Genomic DNA, 19,095 nt, shown 5'->3' with positions numbered 1-19,095 from the left:
TCGTCGGCCTAGATCAGCTGTTGTCGATTTTCAGGTTGACCTTATGTGCTGCTACGCATTCCGGTAGTCGATGACGATGCGGCCGTCGATCTGTCCGTGCTCCATCCGCGCGAACACATCATTGATCTCATCGAGGCGCGCGCTGGTGACGGTCGGCTTGATCAGGCCCCGCGCGTAGAAGTCGAGTGCCTCGGCCATGTCTTGCCGCGTTCCGACAATCGACCCCCTGATGGTGAGTCCCTTGAGAACGATGTCGAAGATCGGTGCCGGGAAGTCGCCCGGCGGCAGTCCGTTGAACACGATGGTGCCACCGCGACGGGCCAGTGCGATCGCCTGACCGAACGCCTGCGGGTGCACGGCAGTGACCAGGACACCATGCACTCCGCCGGTGGCCTGCTGCACCGATTCGACAACGTCGGCGGTACGGGCGTTGATGGCGACCTCGGCGCCGAGTCGGGTGGCGAGCGCGAGTTTGGCATCGTCGACATCGATGGCCACCACACGTAGACCCATCGCGCGGGCGTACTGAACCGCGATATGTCCCAGCCCGCCGATGCCTGAGATCGCCACCCACTGGCCGGGCCGGGTGTCGGTGACCTTGAGACCCTTGTAGACCGTGACGCCGGCGCACAGGATCGGGGCAATCTCCAGCGGGTCGGCGCCGTCGGGGATCCGCGCGGCATAGTCAGCGTTGACCAGCATGTACGTGCCGAAGCTACCGTTCACGGAATATCCACCGTTGCGCTGACTTTCGCACAAGGTCTCCCAGCCCGTCCGGCAGTACTCGCAGCGGCCACAGGCCGACCACAGCCAGGCGTTACCGACCTTGTCTCCGACGGCGAGGTCAACCACGCCCTCGCCGAGCGCGACGACGGTGCCGTAGCCTTCATGGCCCGGCACAAACGGCGGCTGCGGCTTGACCGGCCAATCACCATGCGCGGCATGTAAATCCGTGTGGCAGACTCCGGATGTTTCGAGCTTGACCAGGGCTTCGCCAAAGCCTGGCGTCGGCAGTTGCAGGTCGTGCACCTGCAGCGGCATGCCGAAGTCGGTCACGACCGCAGCCTGCATGGTGTCGGCATGTCCCGCCACAGTTTCAGTGGCCAGAGTCTGTGTCATCGATTCACTCCATTCGTGAGAATTGGTCCGGAAGAGGGTTTGAGGTTCTGGTTGGCGCAAAGCTGATAGCACACAACGCTATTGACAGCGATGCGCCGCCGCATGCCCCGATCGGACCGACTCCCGGACCCGCCCGGGCGGGTCGCGTACTACCCATTCGGACAGGGCCGTCGGGCGCCGGCCGAACGATCCAGGACGGACGAAGCGTTGCGCAAAGGCGCCACCCTGACGTCGCTCACCCGCCATGATGAGTGCCGTACCCAGACACTGCGAAGGCGGATCACGTGGCAACGAGCGAACATCCGAAGGGCACCGGTACGGGCACCAGGCCCGAAAGCCGCGGCCTCATGCAATCCCTGACCGCACTGTGTGTCCGCTACGTCGAACGCCTGATGCCCGACCCGTACCTGTTCGCCGTCATCCTGACCGTTCTGGTCGCCGCGATGGTCGCCCTTCTGGTGCACGGCGCCACGCCCAGCGGCATGCTCAAGGCCTGGTACAGCGGTGTGTGGGGATCGCAGAACATCTTCACGTTCGCCTTCCAGATGGTGCTGATCCTCGTGACGGGCTACACGCTCGCCGAGGCGCCCGTCCTCAAGCGGGCCATCGTCCACATCGCGAGCAAGCCGAACAACCAGGTGCAGGGCGCCCTCCTCTGTTTCAGCGTCAGCGCCGTGCTGTCCCTGCTGAACTGGGGGCTGGGACTGGTCGCCGGCGCGCTGGTCGCCCGGCAGGTCGCAAAGCGTTTCACCGACGCGCATTTCGGCTACCTCATCGCGGCGGCGTTCATGGGCTTCATCGTCTGGACACAGGGACTGTCGTCATCGATCGCGCTGGCCAACACCGACAGCGGCAGCCCGATCAACGTGATCCACAAGCTGACCGGTATCACTGTTCCGTTGAGCCAGACCATCTTCCAGCCCTACAGCTGGCTGTCGGCCATCGTCGTCCTGGCGGTGCTCGCGCTGGCGGTCTGGCGCATGGCGCCGACGCAGAGCCTGGCGCCCGACCCGGCGGTCTTCGAGGACGAAAACCAGCCGGACAGCGGAGCTGCGGCAGGATTGCCGGCTCCGCCGGCGCCAGGCAAGAAGACCTTTGCCGAATGGCTCGAGAATCTCTGGATCCTCAACGTTCTCGTATTCGCCGCGGGCATGGCCTATTTCGTGATGAGCGGGTTCGCCCTGAACATCTCGTCGATGATCATGCTGTTCACGATCACCAGCGCACTGCTGCACCGCACTCCGATCCGATTCATCCGAGCGTTCACCGGAGCCGCCAAAGTCTCGGGTCCGTTGCTTCTGCAGTACCCGCTGTACGGCGGTCTGGTCGGCCTGTTGGGTTATCAGGCGACGAAGGCAGACAAGCCGCTACAGACGCTGCTGGCCGAGGCGCTGGTCAACGGCGCGACCGAACACGCGCTGCCGTTCCTGACCTTCATCGGCTCCCTGATCATCAGCCTGTTCGTCCCGTCCGGCGGTGGGCACTGGGCGGTGCAGGGCCCGATCGCGGTCGACTCGGCGGTGGCGATCGGTCAGCATTCGCCGGCGTACCTGGGGTTGATCTCGATGGCCGTGGCCGTCGGCGAGGGCGTCGCGAACATGATCCAGCCGTTCTGGCTGTTGCCGCTGCTGGCGATCGCGAAGCTGAATGTCCGTCAGGTGATGGGCTTTACGGTCGTCGCGTTCCTGATCGGGACGGTGGTGTTGGGTGCCACCATGCTCATCGCGCCCTACGTGATCTGAGGTGGCGGCGTGCCCGTTCCGCCACCCAGCTCCCTCATGAATTGAGCCAGCTCTGTCCGGCTGTTCAGGCCGAGTTGGGTGCAGCACCGGTAGACGTTTCCTTCGACGGTACGCACCGACAGCGTCAGCTCCTCGGCGATCTGCTTGTTCTGCATACCGCGGGCAACGAGTTCGGCGATCTCGCGTTGCCGATTGGTCAGCGGCAACGGCACAGCCGTCGTGCGGGTGGCCGGAGTGGTGGCGCCGCAGTCGGCGATGAGCCTGCTCGCCCGGGCAGCGGCCGTCAACGCGGTGCCCCGCTGCTGATGCCTGCGATAGGCCGCTGCGGCCTGCGCGGATGCGTCAGCGGCGCAGATGCGGTCGCCGATCGCTTCGAATTCTGTTGATATTGCCGCCAATTCGCCGGCATCGTGTTTCGCGAGCGCCGCAGCCCAGCGCGCCCCCAGGACAGCTCGGGGACTCTGCACCTGGTCCGCCAGCTCAGCCAGTCGTGGTGCCTGCCGAATATCGCCGAACTGTACAAGTGACTGCCGGCAGCGCACCTCCCACGCGAGTTGACCGTTTACCCGCGCACGCTCAGCACCGTCCTCGGCGGCAGCGCGCGCCTGCGCAAGCCGACCGGAGGCGGCAGCCGCCCACGCTGCAGCCAGCCGCGCACACGGGTCCAGGAAAGCGAACGCCGGGTGACGGTGACGGTCCACCATGGCAGAGACTCTGGCGATCTCATCGACATCACCCAGGTAAGTGACCGCTTCCAGGTAGATGAGCAAAAAGCAGTAGTGCACCCCGATTCTCGCCCCGGTCGTCGCGGATTCGGCCAGAGCGTGCCGCAGCCGGGAATGAGCTGCGCGCACGTCTCCGGCGCCAAGTGACGCCAGTGCGCTGATCGCGGCAGCGATGCTCCGGAACACGCCGGGCACATCGCCCCACTCGGGCTCGGCCCGCTTGGCAAGGGTCTGAGCGCGCTCGATTTCGCCGGACAGCACCAGCGCCTGAACTGCAGCCAGCGTCGAGGCCGGCGCTTGCAGCGCCGCGGACGGCCACGCGGTCGTTGCGGCGGCCACGTCGGCAGCCGCGACCGCGCCTTCGGGTTGCCCGAGATCGCCGAAGGCGATCGTCATGGCCCACGCGAGCATCAGGGTCGGCATATCGCCGAGGCGCTCGCGGTCGATTCCCGAGCCGATCGCGACGGCCTCTGATGGCCGCGCCGCCATGGCCAACTGCATGGCGCGGAACGCCTCCGCCTGCGCGATGGACTCGGGCGACGACCCGCACAGCGTTTCGTCGATGATCCGCCATGAGGCGTCCGGCTGGGCCAGCGGCCACAGCAAGTTGGCTGCTCGCAGTTGTCCGACGACCGACCCGAGCACGTCGGGAAGAGGCTCGCTCGCCAGTTGGTCCAGAATCTCCAGCGCCCGCCCCGGTGTCTCCGAATGCATCAGGGTGTGCGCGAGCAGGAGCCGAGCCTCGGGACCGGCGCCAGAGTGCACCGCGGCCTCGGCGAAGCGGCTCGTCAAGCCGATGTCATGGCGGGTGTACGCCACCTGCGCGGCGCGCATGAGGACACCGATATCGGGCTGCAGGTCGGACTGCAGCCACAGCCGTCCCACCCGTACCGGGTCGACCACGGCGTCCACGGTCGTCGTATCGGTCATCGCTGAAACGATCTGCCCACTGAGGCGTGCCAACCGCACCGACCCCATGCGCCCCCGTCGGGCTTCGCCGTACAGCGGATGCCCGACACGGGCCCGCGGTACCCCGACGCCAGGTGGTGACACGGTGATCAACCCGCGCTGTTCGCAGTATTCGATGGCGCTGCTGTCGGCGAGCCGGGTGAGGTACTCCAGCTCCAGGGGTTCGGCGATCGCGACGATGTCGATGACCTCACCAGCGGCATCACCGATCGCGCCGATCTGGCTGTCGATGAGCTCCAACAGCGACCCGGTGACGGTGATGGGGCCCGCCCATTGCCACCCGTCAGGGCCGGCCACCAGCCGCTGCGCATCGATCTCCTGGATCACGAGCTGTCGAAGGAACAGCGCGTTGCCAAATGTCATGTGCCACATGCGTGCCGCACATGAGGGCTCGACCGGACCCCCGAGGACACGCTCGAGCAGACTGTCGGATTGCGGCCTCGACAGCGCCTGCAAATCGATGCGCGGCAGCGAGACGTCTTTCCACAGTGCGGTGATCACGTCGGGAGTGTGCGTACCACTGCGCAGGGTCACGATGACCGTTGCCGCCCGGCGCACGACGATCTGATGGATCACGTACGCAGACAGGTCATCGAGCAGATGAGCGTCGTCCACCAACACCAAAACCGGTCCGCCTTGCGGTGAATCGGTGATCGCCGCGATCACGTCGCTGACGATCCGCAACGGCTGGCTGTCGATCGAGGATGCCCACTGCGCCAGAGCACCCAACGGGATCGGTTGGGCCGCAGCCGTTCCCGCTATCCACCGCACGGCCCAGCCCAACTTTGCCGCGTCGGCGCCCGCTTCACGGGCCAACCTTGTCTTGCCGACCCCGGCGTGACCCGCGATCACGATGCCGGCGCCGTCGGCCCTGCCGTCCAGTGTCGCCGCCACGACGTTGAGTTCTTCGGCTCGTCCCGTCAGCGGCCAGAGGGCGGTTGCCCCTCTGGCGCGCGATGCCAGGCCGACATCACGCTCGGTGGGCACAGGATCGCCGGCGTTCAGCACGGCAGTTCGTCCGGACATGCGCGGATGTCGTCACGGCACGTGCAGGTGGCTGACCATCGACTGCCTGGACTGCGATAGCAGGGCAGCCAACTTTGCCTCGGCGAGCTGGAAAAAGCCGGCGAGGGCCGCCGGTTCGACATCGACATACTCACAAATGGCGTCTGCGGGAACACCGGCATCACGCAGGCGCAATGCCAAGGAATACGGCAGCGGTAGTTGGCGCAACGCCTGTTCGTGTGCGCCCAAGTCAAGAGCCATGCCGTCAGCGTGCGCTCGGGACAGCGCAGCGGGATGAGTAATTCACTACTCAAACTCCACTGCCCCCGGGGCGCATGGACGCGCCCGACGACAACGCCGGTGATCATGCGATCAAAAAAACCATAAATAACCGGGTCCGGACATCAGCCAAACGGATGAGATTTCGCCGGCGTCAAATATATCGGCGACCGACAAGCCCTCACCGGTGTGGCAGGACAGCACGGTTTTCCAACGGTCCGCAGCGGACGTCGAATCGCTCGCGCACGGTGTCGAGAGCTTGGCGGTGGTGTGCGCGCTCGCGGCGGTGAGTGGCCATGAATCGCGCGGTGGCCAACAGGCGCCGCGGCAGCGGGTACCAGCGATCGAAATCCAGTCCGCAATCCGCGAACACCTTTGCGGGGACCGCGTCAAAGATCAAACTCAGGTTGTAGTGCGCGAGCGAGACCATCGCGTACGGAAGAACGTTCTGTCCTTTCCGTTGCAGCTCTTGCCAATCCAACTCGTACAGCGGGACGCTCGTCAGCTTGTCCAGGAACAGCAGATGCGTCAGGAAGTAGCCCATGAATGCCGGCAGATGCAGCGCAGCAGACCGGGTATTCAACGACAGCACGCGACCACTGTCGGAGACATACGGCTCGTACGGTTGCGGAACGCGCCCCAGATAGCCGGTGCAGTTGATGATCCAGCTACCGGCTTGGATGGTTCTGGTTGCGCCACTGCGTAATTGAAGTTCGACGACGTCGCCGCGGTCCACGATGTCGACGAGATGATCCATCACGATCTGGTTGACGCCGGCCGCGATGGTGGCGCTCTCCTCTTCGGAGAGCACGCCCAGCAGGAAGTGCGGCGCTCGCGGCGTCGGCGACACTCCATAGTCGGCGCGGAGCTGGTCTGCTGTCGCACCTTCATTGCTGCCGTCGAATGCCAGAGCCGTGCCACGCAGCGCAGTGCTCGGCAACGAACCACGCACCCAGCGCGCGGCGCCACGCAGGTAAAACTTGTTGCGGTCGGCGAAGAACGTCCCCGAACCGGCCAGCAGGTTCACCTCACGTCCCGGATAAGCCGTGATCAACGCGTGGGCGGTATCCATCGCGGTCTTGCCGCCGCCGATGACCCACACGGGAGCGGTACTGTCCGCGATGGCTCCGCTGCGGACATCGCAGTAGTCGGGCGAAACCGACTGCACGCGTGTGCTTGTCACCGGCAGCGGTTGATTCGGCATGACGCCGATGCCATACGCCTTGACCGCCCGTTCGGCCGTGATGACGGTCCGCTGATCATCCGAGGATCGACAGGTGAGCCGAACGACGCCGTCGGCCTCGTCGGTGGATTCCAGTGTCCACCCGAAGTACTCGTCGACCTGCACCCGCTGCTTGATGACGTCGAGACAGTGTTGAAAGTGGTCGAGCACTTCGGCCTTGGTCGCCAGGTGCGAAGGGTCCTTACCGAAAGTCCATTCGATGTTCCCCGCGGTGAAGAACGGGTGCGGCTGGTGCAGCCGAACGTACGGATAGGTGTCGACCCACATGCCGCCCACGCGTGGTCTGCTGTCTACCAAGGCAATCCGCTGGCTGCCGGATAGGTATTGACTGGCAACGAACAGTGCATTGAGGCCGGCGATGCCCGCGCCGACGACACAGAGGTCGTATGTCTGATTCGAGGGACTGTTCACGTCTACACCTCCGATAGCGGCGTGGTCACGCCGTAATCGTCGTCGGTCTCTGGCGCGACGGATTGAGTAGTGCGGTACGCAATTTTTCCGGCGGGGCGCTTGGGCGCCAGTTCACTCGTATTCGACGGGCAGCACTCCGCGTTCGACGGCACTGACCGGTGCGGCACGGTCGGCTTCGGTCTGGTCGGCGTAGCGGCGGGCGAAACCGCTCAGCGACTTGCTCACACGGTCGGAACGACCGAGATAACCGGCAATCATCGATGCGCCGCTGGTCCTGACACCGGGTACCGCCTGCGCCCCATCTGCGGGCTGGTCATCACACCGACCGCGGTGGGAATCAGCAACGCGCATCCCCACGGCACGGCCACCCAGAACGGCCAGAAATAGCCGGTGCCGGTAGTGAGCCAGATTGCGAGGCACAAGAGGTTCACCGCGACCCACGGCATCCACATGATGGCAACCCATTGCGGAATCCTGTGCTTCCGTTGCCGTTTCGGCTCAGGACGGTCATGCGACGGCGGCAGGTCGGAAACGATCTCGGTGAGTTCGCCGCGGGTCTGCGCCTGGTAGAGCTGCTGCAGGCGCGTGTCGTATTCGGCCAGTGTCAGCCGGCCGTCGGTGACGGCACGGCTGAGCCTGCCAGCAATGACGTCGCGGTCAGCGTCACCGACACGGATGCGATCGTCGAGGGTGTCGGTGGTGCCACCGGTACGCATCGATGGCCCGAGCGGGAAGTCCTCATGGTGGTACATGGTTCAACTCCATTCGCCATAACGGTGTTATGGACATTCATAACACCGTTATGGCCACGTGGCAAGGCCTCACACAGAACTGCGCCACACGGACGTCCATGTGGCGCAGCTCGGTAACGACCAAGGCCTCGACGAGCCTGGGTACCCGCAGCTGAGCCGCGCCAAACATGTTATTTGCCACACCGTCTGAACGGCGTTGTCCTGCCGTTTTGGTGGGGCGGGACGCAGAAGCGTCGTTAGTATTTGGATTGTCGGCTCACGCGTGTGAGCCCCTCGGAGGTGACAATGACGGGCCAGCCAGTTCAGGGCAGCGGCAATCCTGCCGCGGCGAGTTGCACGGTCGAACAGAGCCAGATCGGCGCGGTTAGCGTGGTGACGGTGTCGGGGACGGTGGACATGCTCACCGCTCCGCAGCTGGAGGCCGCGCTGAGCCCGGCGGCGGTCGGCGCGGCCGACGCGGTCGTCGTCGATTTGAGCGCCGTGGATTTCCTGGCGTCGGCCGGCATGGGCGTGCTGGTGGCCGCGCATGCGGAATTGGCACCGGCGGTCCGGCTCGTCGTCGTCGCCGACGGTCCCACCACGAGCCGGCCGCTCAAGCTGGTCGGCATCGCCGATCTGATCGAGCTGTTCGTCACGCTGGACGAAGCGCTTGCGGCGGTCGCCACCTAGGGCGGTCGATGTCGGACGGAAGAAGGCGGACAGAAGGTAGGTCGAGCAGGTTCATATGACGGATCCGGACCAGTCGAGCAGCGGGGCGCGTTTCAGCAAGGTGGACGTGGTGGCCATCCCCGAACATGCCGCATCCATCCGTCAGGAATTCGCCACCTGGTTGGCTGAACATTTCGCCCTGGACCGGGTGAAGGCCAGCGATATCGTGCTCGCCGTCAACGAGGCCTTGGCCAACGCGGTCGAAGCCGCCTACGCGGACGCACCCGAGCCGGGTGTCATGCACGTTCGCGCCGACTTCGACCGCGCGTCGGCGCTGCTCACCGTGACCGTGACAGACGAAGGCACGTGGCGCCCCGCCGCAGCGCAGTACGCGAATTCGGCACGCGGCCGCGGTATCCCGCTGATGCGAGCACTCACCGATCGTGCGTCGATCGAGCCCACCGAAGCCGGAACCCGGGTGCTCTTGCAATGGGATGACATCGCCGCCGCGGCCGCCTGACCGTCACGACTGCGGTAGCCGCACCACCTGAACGAAGAACTCGTCGATCTCCCGCACGGCTTTCATGAACTGATCGAGATCGACGGGCTTGGTCACGTAGGCGTTCGCATGCAACTTGTAGCTGCGCAAGATGTCTTCCTCGGCCGACGACGTGGTCAGGACGACAACCGGTATGTGAGACAGGTCGGAGTCGGACTTGATCACCTCCAGCAGTTGCCGGCCGTCATATTTCGGCAGATTCAGGTCGAGCAGGATCAGGTCCGGGGTCGGGGCATCCGCATGGACGCCGCGCCGGTAGAGAAAATCCAGACCTTCTTGACCGTCGCGGGCCACATGCAGGGTGTTCTTGATCTTGTTGTCCGCGAACGCTTCACGGGTGATCAACTCGTCCCCCGGGTCGTCCTCGACCAACAGGATGTCCACCACTCGGCCGGCTGACGACGCGTTCATGGGTGACTTCCTTCCGGCTGCTCGAATGCGATGACGTTCGGTTCGGTGGTCGGGGTGGCCGGCAATGTGAACACGAACCGCGTGCCATCGGTGTACGAGGTGTCGATCCCGATGGTGCCGCCGTGATGTTCGACGATCTTCTTGCACAAGGCCAAGCCGATGCCGGTACCGCTGTAGGCATCACGGCCGTGCAACCGCTGAAAGATCACGAACACCTTGTCCACAAACTCTTCGGCAATCCCAATACCGTTGTCCGTGACCGTGAATACCCAATCGTCGGCATCTTCACCCGTTCCGGGTGTGCAGTCGATCACGATCCGGGGCGCGAGACCCTCTCGCCGGAACTTCACCGCGTTACCGATCAGGTTCTGCCACAACATCGTGAGGAGGGTGGGGTCGCCGTCGACCCGCGGCAGGCCGGCGGGCGGCAGCAGCACTTCGGCTCCCGACTCGGTGATCGAGGTCGCGAGGTTCTCCATGGCCGAGGCGACAGCCTCGCCCAGATCGACTTCGGTGTGCGTGGCGTTGATCCGGCCGACGCGGGAGAAGGTGAGCAGGTCGTTGATCAGCAACTGCATGCGCTTTGCGCCGTCGACGGCGAAGTTGATGTATTCGACTCCGCGCTCGTCGAGCTGATCGCCGTACCGCTTCTCGATCAGCTGGCAGAAGGACGCAACCTTGCGCAGCGGCTCTTGCAGATCATGCGATGCGACGTAGGCGAACTGTTCGAGTTCAGCGTTGGACCGACGCAGCTCCTCGGCCTGTTCGTCGAGGGCAAGGCGGGCGAACTGGGACGCCTCGAGCTCCTCGACGATGCGCTGCCTCATCTCCTCGACGTCGACGGCAATAGCTCGAATGTCGGTGGGCCCCTGGGGAATTATGCGCTCATCGAAGTTACCCTGCGTGATCCGGCGGCACGCTGCTGCGAGTGCGCCCAAGGGACGGGTGACCGAACTCCGCACCAGCATGGCCAGGACCACCGCCATGACGACAAACGCACCGACCATGGTCGCCAGCACCCGGTCGCGCCACTGGCGTATCGAAGCCAAGCGAGCGGTGTCAGCGTCGCGCGCCTGTGCCAGGTGCGCGTTCTGGGCATCGAACAGCGCACGAAGGTAGGCGAACTCCTTCTTGCCTTCCTCATTGGTACGGCTGTCGACGACGGCCGGATGTCCCACGACGACACTGGCGATCACCGGCTGGGCGTAGGTGCTGCGCCACGTACCGGCAGCTCGCTCGATCGCGTCGAGGTCCGCGATGAGTGCCTCGCGCCCCTCCAGCAGTGATCTGAGTTTCTGCGCCGCAGCGGTTTCAGCGCGTTGTCCGTCGTCATACGGCGCCAGGAACTGGCTGTCAGCGGCACTGGCATAACCGCGGACCGCGGTTTCCTGGTCACGTAGCCCGGCCTGCAAGCGGTAGGCGGCCACGCGCGCCGGTTGCAGGTGCTCGATCAGTTCGCTTGACACCGTGTCGGTCCGGTTCATCAACAGCGCACCGCCGACCGCGCCGGAGAGCACCACCGCGCCCATCGCAGCCAGAACCAGGTTCTGCCAACCTTGCACCGTCAACTTCATCGAACCGAGCGCTCCACTCGAATGACGGCGATGTCGTCGGTGAGACCGCCGAAGGGCTCGGCCCGGGCCTCCGTCTCACTGATCAGCGCTTTGACGAACTCAGCCCCGGGCAGGCGCGCCAGTGAGCGCGCATTCGCCAGCAGTCCTTCCTCCCCGAGTCGTTCGCCGCCCTCCCCCGCAGGTCCCTCGAACAGCCCGTCCGTCAGCAGCATCAATCCGTCGCCCGGCTGCAACTGCAACCGATTGACCGGCCATTCCGTGGCTCCGAGCCCCAGTGCCGGTCCGGCGACGGGTTCGAGCCAGTCGACGGTGCCGGTGCCATGCATGAGCAGCCCGGGATGACCTGCCCGCACCACGTCGAACTGCCCGGTATCGGGCGTCAGTGCCACACTCAGCAGCGTCGCGAAAGTGCCGCGGCTGGGACGCTCGGTGGTCAGGATGCGGTCCAGCTGGCACATTCGCTCATTGCCGCGCAGACCCGCGAAAGTCAATGCACGCCAACCGATTCGCAGCGCCACGCCCAACGCGGCCTCGTCCGGCCCATGACCGGCGACGTCGCCGATCATGACGTGCACCGTGCGGTCCGGGGTCTGCACGACGTCGTAGAAGTCGCCACCGATCAGGGCGTCCCGCCGGCTCGGCAAGGACTGGGTGACGACCTCGACGCCGGGATTGTCCAGAAGCAGCGGAGAGGGCAGCAGGCCCCGCTCCAGCCGGGCATTCTCCTGGGCGCGCAGTCGACTGGCGTGCAGATCCACCGCAGTGACCTCGGCGCGCTTTCGTTCGATGGCATACAGCACCGCGCGCCGGAGCGTGTCCGGATCCACCCGGCCCTTCACCAGGTAATCCTGCGCTCCAGAGGCCATGGCGGAAACGCCGAAATGCTCGTCGTTCAAGCCGGTGAGAACGACGATCGGCACGCTCGGAGCCAGAGCACCCAAGCGATCCAGAGCGTCCACACCACCGGCGTCGGGCAGGTGCAGGTCGAGCAGCACACAATCCGGACGGATCGCGTCCAGCGCGGTCGCCGCCTGGCTCAATGTGGGAGCCCAGTGGAAGTCGATGTCGATCGCGGCGTCGGCGATCAACTCCTCGACCAGAAGGGCATCACCGCGGTCGTCTTCCACCAGCAGCAGCGACAGCGGCCTGCCCGAGGATGGCCCCGCCTTTGCAGGCGATGAGCGGCTCAGCCGTGGGTCTGTCGGCATGGACAAGTGGTCACATCCTTCACCAACGGGCCACCTACATCGTGCTGACCATATCGTTCGCCGTGCTTACCCAGCGGACGTTACCAGTTGGTACCACACCGCTTTGGACCATTGACGCTCCGCAGTTGGCTGGGCCGCGCCGGCCGCTACTCCAACTTGTCCCGGAGCTGCGCAAGGGTTTTCGCCAGCAGCCGCGACACATGCATCTGGGAGATACCGAGTTTCGCGGCGATCTGCGATTGCGTCATCGATTCGAAGAACCGCAGCACCAACACTGTTCGCTCGCGCTCGGGCAGTTCGGCCAGCAGCGGCCGGAGCGCCTCGCGCTGTTCGACCTTCTCCAACCCCGGATCGACGTCGCCCAGCGTGTCGGCCAGCGACGGCCGTTCCTCGTCACCAGCGACCTTGTCGATCGATGCGGTCTTGTACGAACTTCCGGCCATCAGACCGTCGAGCACCTCATCGCGATCGACGCCGAGCTCGGCAGCAAGTTCAGAGGGCGTGGGCGCGCGGCCGAGGCGCTGAGACATCTCGGCGGTGGCAGTCCCGATCCGCAGATGCAGTTCTTTCATCCGCCGCGGCACTTTCACCGACCAGCTGTTGTCGCGAAAGTGGCGGCGTAGCTCGCCCATGATCGTGGGAATCGCGAAAGGCGCGAATTCCGAACCTAATTCGACATCAAACCGGTTGACCGCGTTGACGAGGCCCATGCGCGCGACCTGCAGCAGATCATCGCGGGCTTCCCCCTTGCCCTCGAAGCGTCGCGCGATGTGGTCCGCCAGCGGCAAACAGCGCTCGATGATTCTGTCGCGCTGTGCGATGTAGTCAGCTGAATCTTCGGCCGTTCGTCGGAGCTGACGGAACATCTCGAGAACGTCCGCATACTCCGCCGTCACCGCTGCAGACTCACTCGTCTCGAGGTCAACGAAACACCCAGTACCTGGGTGCCGTCGACAGCCGGTTCGTCGGCGAAGGTGGACACCTCGTCGGCGAGCGAGTTGAGCACATGCCAACTGAAGGTGTCTCGCTTCACCACCTCGGTGCCGCGGCTGTCATCGACCGCGCATCGTGCCGAAGCACGAATCACCACAGCATCATTCGCCGGATCGACGACGACCCGCAGGCTCGATCCCGGCACCGCGGCACGAATGAGGCCGGTACAGGCTTCATCGACTGCCAAACGGATATCGGCGACGGCGTCCAGATCGAAATCCTCGAAGGCGGCCACGGCCGCGACGAGCGTCCGCAGGACTGCCAGGCTTTCCGCCGAGGCCGCAACGATCAGTTCAACGGACCGGTCACCGCGCGCCATGTCGCCCTGCCCCACTGCATCAACCACGTATCCTCCAGCATCCCGGTGCAGGTCACTCCACATCACGCCCTGTGTACCCATTTTCCATGGCCCTCCAAACAACGCGCACAACCTGCCCTCCGCGCGTTCTCGGACCGAGCAGACGCGTGCGGATCAGTGCCGCCATCAGCACGACTGATCTACGGAATGTGCTGCCGGACAGGGTTATCCGCTGTGGCGCAGATCGCAATAGTTCGTGTTTGGCGTTCACCGGAGGTGGGAATTCTCGGACGGCGTGGAGAACGGTTCTCCGTGCGCGATCGATCCGATCGGCCAGCCGAAGGGTAGACATGAGCGAGAACAAGCACACCGGGCCTGAAGAAGCTGTCCGGGGAGTCGTTGAAGGCCTCAAGGGGAAGGCCAAGGAGGTCATCGGTACGGTGGCCGGTCGTGATGACCTGGTCCGCGAAGGTCAAGCCCAGCAGGACAAGGCAGATGCGCATCGGGCGGCGGCCAGGAAGGAAGCCGAGGCCGAGGCGGCACGCGCCGGCGCGAAAGCCGCCGAGGCGCGTGAGCGCGCAGAACAACAGAACTAACTGAGTGTGTGGCGATGGCCCAGTCCGGCGAAATGCCGGTCTGGGCCACTCTCGTGGGCGGGTGGACGGATCAGGAAAGCTTGTGGCGGAGACCCTTTCGGCAGGATGAGACCGGGTGTTTTGCGCATCGACCGAGTGGGTATCGAGAAGTCAGCTGACGCACTCGCGCGTCGCCCGATTTGAAGGAATTAGGGATGACACTCGAATTGCCAGCCACTGCCGACATCACCGTCCATCTACCGGTACTCCTGGTCGGGCTGCGCTGGCTGTTCGACACCGAACAACCGGCGGGCGCCGTCCAGTGTCCCGCGGGCGACAGCCTGTCTTCTGCGGGCGGGCGCGCCTTTCGGTTCATTCCCGCAGACCACGACGGCCGGGCGGCGTTGGGCATAGCCGTGACCACCGGCATCGCCGGCGATGTGATCAGCGGCCACGAAATCGCCGATTTCATCGACTTGATCGAGGGAATGGGCGAAGAGGTGCTGTCGGTCAATTCCGTAGCGGCAGGGTCCTTTTACGTGCTGACGTTCGCCAGAGCCGCTCATCCGACGCTGCGAAGTGCCGTTGTCCGTTATCGCGTCGAACACCGCGCGGACGCCGACGCCTCACCATTCGGGCCGGCGCGACGCTCGACAGTGGTCAACCCTGTGAGCGCACGGGATGTGCAACGGCAGGCACGTGTCGGCACCGCCTTCCCGGACAGCCCGCGGTCCCCCAACGATGCCGCCGGCGTGTATTGGATGGATCGCTTCGATGGCCCGGCAGCGAGCGCCGCGATCGGCACAGAGCTGTGTCTGGCCATGCGGGCTTAGCCGCCGCGCATCGACTTACCCTTCAGGACCGCGGCAACCGGACCACCTGGACGAAGAATTCGTCGATCTGACGCACCGCACCCAGAAACTGGTCGAGGTCGACGGGCTTGGTCACGTAGGCATTCGCATGCAGTTGGTAGCTGCGCAAGATGTCTTCCTGCGCCGACGACGTGGTGAGCACGACGATCGGGATGTCGCACAGCTCGATATCCGATTTGACCTTTTCCAGCAGCTGGCGCCCGTCATACTTCGGCAGATTCAAGTCGAGCAGGATCAGGTCCGGTCGCGGCGCATTCTCGTAGTCGCCCCGCCGGTAGAGGAAGTCGAGACCCTCCTGGCCGTCGCGGGCGACGTGCAGGACATTCTTGATCTTGTTATCGGCAAAAGCTTCCCGGGTGATCAACTCGTCCCCTGGATCGTCTTCGATCAACAAGATATCGATCGCCCTGCTCTCGCGCGGCGCTGTCACGTGCCCAACCCTTCCGCACCTCGGCAGAGATGACGTTCGATCCATCGACCGGTGGCTCCGGCAACGTGAGTACACGGTGGCCTCGACTACCAGAGGTTCGAGGCCACCGAGCTCCGACCACTGTCAGTTTACATTGTAAACAGGCCCGACGTCCGGCCGGGCTCGCGCGGTCCGCGCGGTCAGTGCTGCGACAACAACGATTCGAGTCGATCCAACAGCGCTTCGAGCGCTTCCTCGAACTCCGTTTCGCTGTGATCTTCCGAAAGCAGGGGTTGCAGTCGGTCCAGGTGCGGATAGTCCGACAACGTGGCGCTGGAATGGTCAGCGACCTCAACGATCGCCTCGACAGGGCTCAACTGGGCGCCGTGAGCAGACACCTCCAACAAGAGCTGCCCCAACAAGAACGTGGTGTAGGCCCGGTAGGCGGCGACCGCCCCGACATCGTCGAACCCGTAGGAAAGCAACGTATCGAGGAAGCTCTCCATCCAGCGCAGACTGCGCAGCGGCGGGCGCACCCACGGCGCCTCCGGCGCCTGCGTGGCCACCAAAGGGAAGACGTGGGGGTGCTGTAGCGCAATCTGACGCACCCCGTGACCAAGACGGATCAGATAGTCCTGCCAGCCGTCCTCTTGCCGACGAGCCGCCAGCTGATCGGCATACAAGCGGTCGATGACGTGATCGACCACACCGGTCAGCAGATCCGCTCTGCCGTGCACGTATCGGTACAGCGCCATCGCTTCCACACCACATGCCGCACCCAGCCGGCGCATGGTCAGCTTCTCCAGGCCGTGCTCGTCGATGAACTCAATGGCCGCGTCCAGGATGAACTCACGGGTCAACGACGGGTGACCATCGCGCGCCCCGGCGTCGACGCCCGAGTCATTGAATCCCGACACCCGTCCGACCTCCCAGCACCCGTGACATACCGGCACCAACGCTAGTTGCAGAAGCCGCGAAATGCTGAACCTTTGCGGCGGGCGGCAGGCCTGTTTCAGGAGAGGGTCCGGAATAGCGTGAGGGCACGGCCGTCGACGGTCACGGTGGCCCCCGCCTCCACGGGTGCTGCCTCGGCGTCTGCGGTCGCCACATCGCCGGCGGTATCGAGTAGTAGTTGCCATCTCTGGCCGAATTGATCTGGCGGCAAAGTGAATTCGATGGCTTCATCGTGGGCGTTGAAGCACAGGACAAACGAGTCGTCGACGACACGCTGCCCTCGCTCGTCCAAGTCTGGGATGCCCTGTCCGTTGAGATAGACCGCGACGGACTTGCCGAAGGCGGTGTTCCAGTCCTCGTCGGTCATTTCCGAGCCGCTCGGAGTGAAGAACGCGACGTCCGGTACGTCCTGCGCCCCGCGGGTCCGCACCGGCCGGCCGGTGAAGAAACGGCGACGCCGGAAAATCGGGTGCGCCGTGCGGATCGCGGCCACGGCGCCGGTGAACGCGATCAACTCGGTGTCAGCGGACTCCCAGTCGACCCAGGTGATTTCGTTGTCCTGGCAGTAGCCGTTGTTGTTTCCGCCTTGGGTGCGGCCCAGTTCATCGCCGTGGCAGATCATCGGGACGCCCTGGCTCAGGAGGGTGGTGGCCAGGAAGTTGCGCTGCTGACGTCGACGCAGCGTCTCGATGCCGGGATCGTCGGTCGGTCCTTCCACACCGCAGTTCCAGGACCGGTTGTCCGACTCGCCATCGTTGTTGTCGTCACCGTTGGCCTCGTTGTGTTTCTCGTTGTAGGAAACCAGGTCTCGCAGGGTGAAGCCGTCGTGGGCAGTGACGAAATTGATCGACGCGACCGGCCGTCGCGAGGTTTGTTCATAGAGATCCGCCGATCCGGTGAGTCGCGAGGCGAATTCGCCGAGAGTGGACTCCTCCCCGCGCCAGAAGTCGCGAACGGCATCGCGGTACTTACCGTTCCATTCCGTCCACTGCGGCGGGAAATTCCCGACCTGATATCCACCGGGCCCGACGTCCCAGGGCTCGGCGATCAGTTTGACCTGGCTGATCACCGGATCCTGCTGGACCATCTCGAAGAACGTCGACAGGCGGTCCACGTCGTAGAACTCCCGTGCCAGCGTCGACGCCAGATCGAAGCGGAAGCCGTCGACATGCATCTCGGTCACCCAATACCGCAGTGAGTCCATGATGAGCTGCAGGGCGTGCGGATGACCGGCGTTGAGACTGTTGCCCGTGCCGGTGTAGTCCATGTAGTACTTCTGGTCGTCGTCGACCAGGCGGTAGTAGGCAGCATTGTCGATTCCCCGGAACGACAGCGTCGGGCCCAGATGGTTGCCTTCGGCGGTGTGGTTGTAGACCACGTCGAGGATCACTTCGATGTCCGCTTGATGCAGCGCACGCACCATGGCCTTGAACTCTTGGACTTGCCCGCCCGCGGTCACTCCGGAGGTGTATTTGGGATCCGGCGCGAAGAACCCGATCGTGTTGTACCCCCAGTAATTCGACAACCCTCTGTCGATCAGCGTGGAATCGTTGGCGAAGTGGTGCACCGGCATCAGCTCGATGGCCGTGACGCCGAGACCCTTCAAATGCTCGATGATGGCCGGGTTGGCGACACCCGCGTAGGTACCGCGGTCACGCTCGGGGACGTCGGGATGACGCTGCGTCAGCCCCTTCACGTGCGCCTCGTAGATCACCGAGTCCGTGTACGGGCGCTGCGGGGGCCGGTCCGTGCCCCAATCGAAGTACGGGTTGATCACCACCGATTTGGGCATGCGACCGGCAGAGTCGTCGTCGTTCCGGCTGTCCTCGTCACCGAAGTTGTAGCTGAAAAGTGCTTGATCCCATTGAAATTCGCCGTCGATCGCCTTGGCATAGGGATCGATGAGGAGCTTGTTCGGATTGCACCGCTGCCCCGCAGACGGATCGTACGGTCCGTGTACCCGATAGCCGTAATGCTGTCCAGGGACGACATCGGGCAGGAACCCGTGCCAGATGAATCCGTCGACTTCCGGTAGTACAACACGTGTTTCGGCGCCGTTGTCATCGAACAGACACAGCTCCACACGTTCTGCGGCCTCGCTGAAGAGCGCGAAATTGGTTCCCACACCGTCATAGGTAGCTCCGAGCGGGTAGGCCTTCCCCGGCCACACCTCAGTGCGACCGGACCCGGTGTCCTGCGAACCGACCTCAGTCATGCGCTCTCCTCGACCAAGAGATAGCCCGAATCAGGGTCGCCCAATCATGTCCAGGGTTGGTTTGACCGGGCACTGCCGTGGGTACCTGTAAGCCGTCGGCATCGACGAACACGTCAATTGCCCTGAGCAAGGAG

The 19,095-nt window shown here is 64.6% G+C and carries 18 protein-coding genes; 5 read left to right on the top strand and 13 right to left on the bottom strand.

The annotated features are described in order from the left end of the window. Window positions 1-51: 51 nt before the first annotated feature. A complete protein-coding gene (gene adhP / locus EB75_RS00805; RefSeq protein ID WP_073693585.1) occupies window positions 52-1,119 on the bottom strand; it encodes an alcohol dehydrogenase AdhP in 1,068 nt (355 codons plus the stop codon). 347 nt (window positions 1,120-1,466) lie between these two features. On the opposite strand from adhP, the gene EB75_RS00800 reads away from it, so the two are divergent. After that, on the top strand, window positions 1,467-2,861 hold the full coding sequence (locus EB75_RS00800; protein ID WP_073693584.1) for a TIGR00366 family protein: 1,395 nt from the start codon (window positions 1,467-1,469) through the stop codon (window positions 2,859-2,861). On the opposite strand, the gene EB75_RS00795 is transcribed toward EB75_RS00800, so the two are convergent. From EB75_RS00795 to EB75_RS00775, 4 genes are all read right to left on the bottom strand, one after another. Further along, window positions 2,849-5,581 (bottom strand): helix-turn-helix transcriptional regulator, encoded by a 2,733-nt coding sequence (locus EB75_RS00795; protein ID WP_083611840.1) that lies wholly within the window; start codon window positions 5,579-5,581, stop codon window positions 2,849-2,851. The genes EB75_RS00800 and EB75_RS00795 overlap by 13 nt on opposite strands. 12 nt (window positions 5,582-5,593) lie before the next feature. Further along, complete coding sequence (locus EB75_RS00790) at window positions 5,594-5,821, bottom strand: hypothetical protein (protein ID WP_073693583.1); 228 nt, start codon at window positions 5,819-5,821, stop codon at window positions 5,594-5,596. Window positions 5,822-6,020: 199 nt separating this feature from the next. Beyond that, window positions 6,021-7,493 (bottom strand): FAD-dependent oxidoreductase, encoded by a 1,473-nt coding sequence (locus tag EB75_RS00785; protein WP_073693582.1) that lies wholly within the window; start codon window positions 7,491-7,493, stop codon window positions 6,021-6,023. Window positions 7,494-7,747: 254 nt separating this feature from the next. Then, window positions 7,748-8,245 carry a DUF1707 domain-containing protein gene (locus EB75_RS00775; RefSeq protein ID WP_286150032.1) on the bottom strand — a complete coding sequence of 166 codons (498 nt, stop codon included), beginning with the start codon at window positions 8,243-8,245 and terminating at the stop codon, window positions 7,748-7,750. A gap of 285 nt (window positions 8,246-8,530) precedes the next feature. Between EB75_RS00775 and EB75_RS00770 the strand changes: the two genes are divergently transcribed. Together EB75_RS00770 and EB75_RS00765 are read left to right on the top strand one after the other, a co-directional pair. Continuing rightward, window positions 8,531-8,914 carry an STAS domain-containing protein gene (locus EB75_RS00770; RefSeq protein ID WP_073693580.1) on the top strand — a complete coding sequence of 128 codons (384 nt, stop codon included), beginning with the start codon at window positions 8,531-8,533 and terminating at the stop codon, window positions 8,912-8,914. Between the two features lie 55 nt (window positions 8,915-8,969). Next, the gene (locus EB75_RS00765) at window positions 8,970-9,413 is read left to right on the top strand and encodes an ATP-binding protein (RefSeq protein ID WP_073693579.1); all 444 of its coding nucleotides are present in this window, start codon (window positions 8,970-8,972) and stop codon (window positions 9,411-9,413) included. Window positions 9,414-9,416: 3 nt separating this feature from the next. Here the strand turns inward: EB75_RS00765 and EB75_RS00760 are convergent, their stop codons facing one another. The 5 genes from EB75_RS00760 to EB75_RS00740 all read right to left on the bottom strand — a co-directional run bounded on the left by EB75_RS00760 (window position 9,417) and on the right by EB75_RS00740 (window position 13,957). Further along, window positions 9,417-9,863, bottom strand: coding sequence for a response regulator (locus EB75_RS00760; protein WP_073693578.1), 447 nt, complete (start codon window positions 9,861-9,863; stop codon window positions 9,417-9,419). Continuing rightward, window positions 9,860-11,437, bottom strand: coding sequence for a sensor histidine kinase (locus EB75_RS00755; RefSeq protein WP_073693577.1), 1,578 nt, complete (start codon window positions 11,435-11,437; stop codon window positions 9,860-9,862). Before EB75_RS00755 ends, EB75_RS00760 begins: the two co-directional genes overlap by 4 nt. Then, window positions 11,434-12,645: a PP2C family protein-serine/threonine phosphatase gene (locus tag EB75_RS00750; RefSeq protein ID WP_073693576.1), complete on the bottom strand. Its 1,212-nt coding sequence runs from the start codon at window positions 12,643-12,645 to the stop codon at window positions 11,434-11,436. The genes EB75_RS00755 and EB75_RS00750 overlap by 4 nt, the downstream gene beginning before the upstream one ends. A 146-nt stretch (window positions 12,646-12,791) precedes the next feature. Beyond that, window positions 12,792-13,541, bottom strand: coding sequence for a SigB/SigF/SigG family RNA polymerase sigma factor (locus EB75_RS00745; RefSeq protein ID WP_073693575.1), 750 nt, complete (start codon window positions 13,539-13,541; stop codon window positions 12,792-12,794). Continuing rightward, window positions 13,538-13,957: an ATP-binding protein gene (locus tag EB75_RS00740; protein ID WP_073693606.1), complete on the bottom strand. Its 420-nt coding sequence runs from the start codon at window positions 13,955-13,957 to the stop codon at window positions 13,538-13,540. Before EB75_RS00740 ends, EB75_RS00745 begins: the two co-directional genes overlap by 4 nt. A 329-nt stretch (window positions 13,958-14,286) precedes the next feature. Between EB75_RS00740 and mbp1 the strand changes: the two genes are divergently transcribed. Together mbp1 and EB75_RS00730 are read left to right on the top strand one after the other, a co-directional pair. Further along, entirely contained in the window at window positions 14,287-14,532 is a 246-nt protein-coding gene (gene mbp1, locus EB75_RS00735) for a microaggregate-binding protein 1 (protein WP_073693574.1), read from the top strand. Between the two features lie 194 nt (window positions 14,533-14,726). Then, window positions 14,727-15,344: a hypothetical protein gene (locus EB75_RS00730; RefSeq protein ID WP_073693573.1), complete on the top strand. Its 618-nt coding sequence runs from the start codon at window positions 14,727-14,729 to the stop codon at window positions 15,342-15,344. A 22-nt stretch (window positions 15,345-15,366) separates the two neighbouring features. Here EB75_RS00730 and EB75_RS00725 read toward each other — a convergent pair whose 3' ends face one another. The 3 genes from EB75_RS00725 to glgX all read right to left on the bottom strand — a co-directional run bounded on the left by EB75_RS00725 (window position 15,367) and on the right by glgX (window position 18,961). After that, window positions 15,367-15,813, bottom strand: a complete 447-nt coding sequence (locus EB75_RS00725; protein WP_073693572.1) for a response regulator — start codon at window positions 15,811-15,813, stop codon at window positions 15,367-15,369. A 179-nt stretch (window positions 15,814-15,992) separates the two neighbouring features. Further along, on the bottom strand, window positions 15,993-16,709 hold the full coding sequence (locus tag EB75_RS00720; protein ID WP_073693571.1) for a TetR/AcrR family transcriptional regulator: 717 nt from the start codon (window positions 16,707-16,709) through the stop codon (window positions 15,993-15,995). Window positions 16,710-16,804: 95 nt separating this feature from the next. Continuing rightward, the gene (gene glgX / locus EB75_RS00715) at window positions 16,805-18,961 is read right to left on the bottom strand and encodes a glycogen debranching protein GlgX (protein WP_073693570.1); all 2,157 of its coding nucleotides are present in this window, start codon (window positions 18,959-18,961) and stop codon (window positions 16,805-16,807) included. Window positions 18,962-19,095: the final 134 nt, after the last annotated feature.

Origin of the sequence: Mycobacterium sp. ST-F2 (assembly GCF_001905655.1) — a bacterium.
Lineage (GTDB): Bacteria > Actinomycetota > Actinomycetes > Mycobacteriales > Mycobacteriaceae > Mycobacterium.
This window is presented reverse-complemented; position numbering and strand designations above follow the sequence as displayed.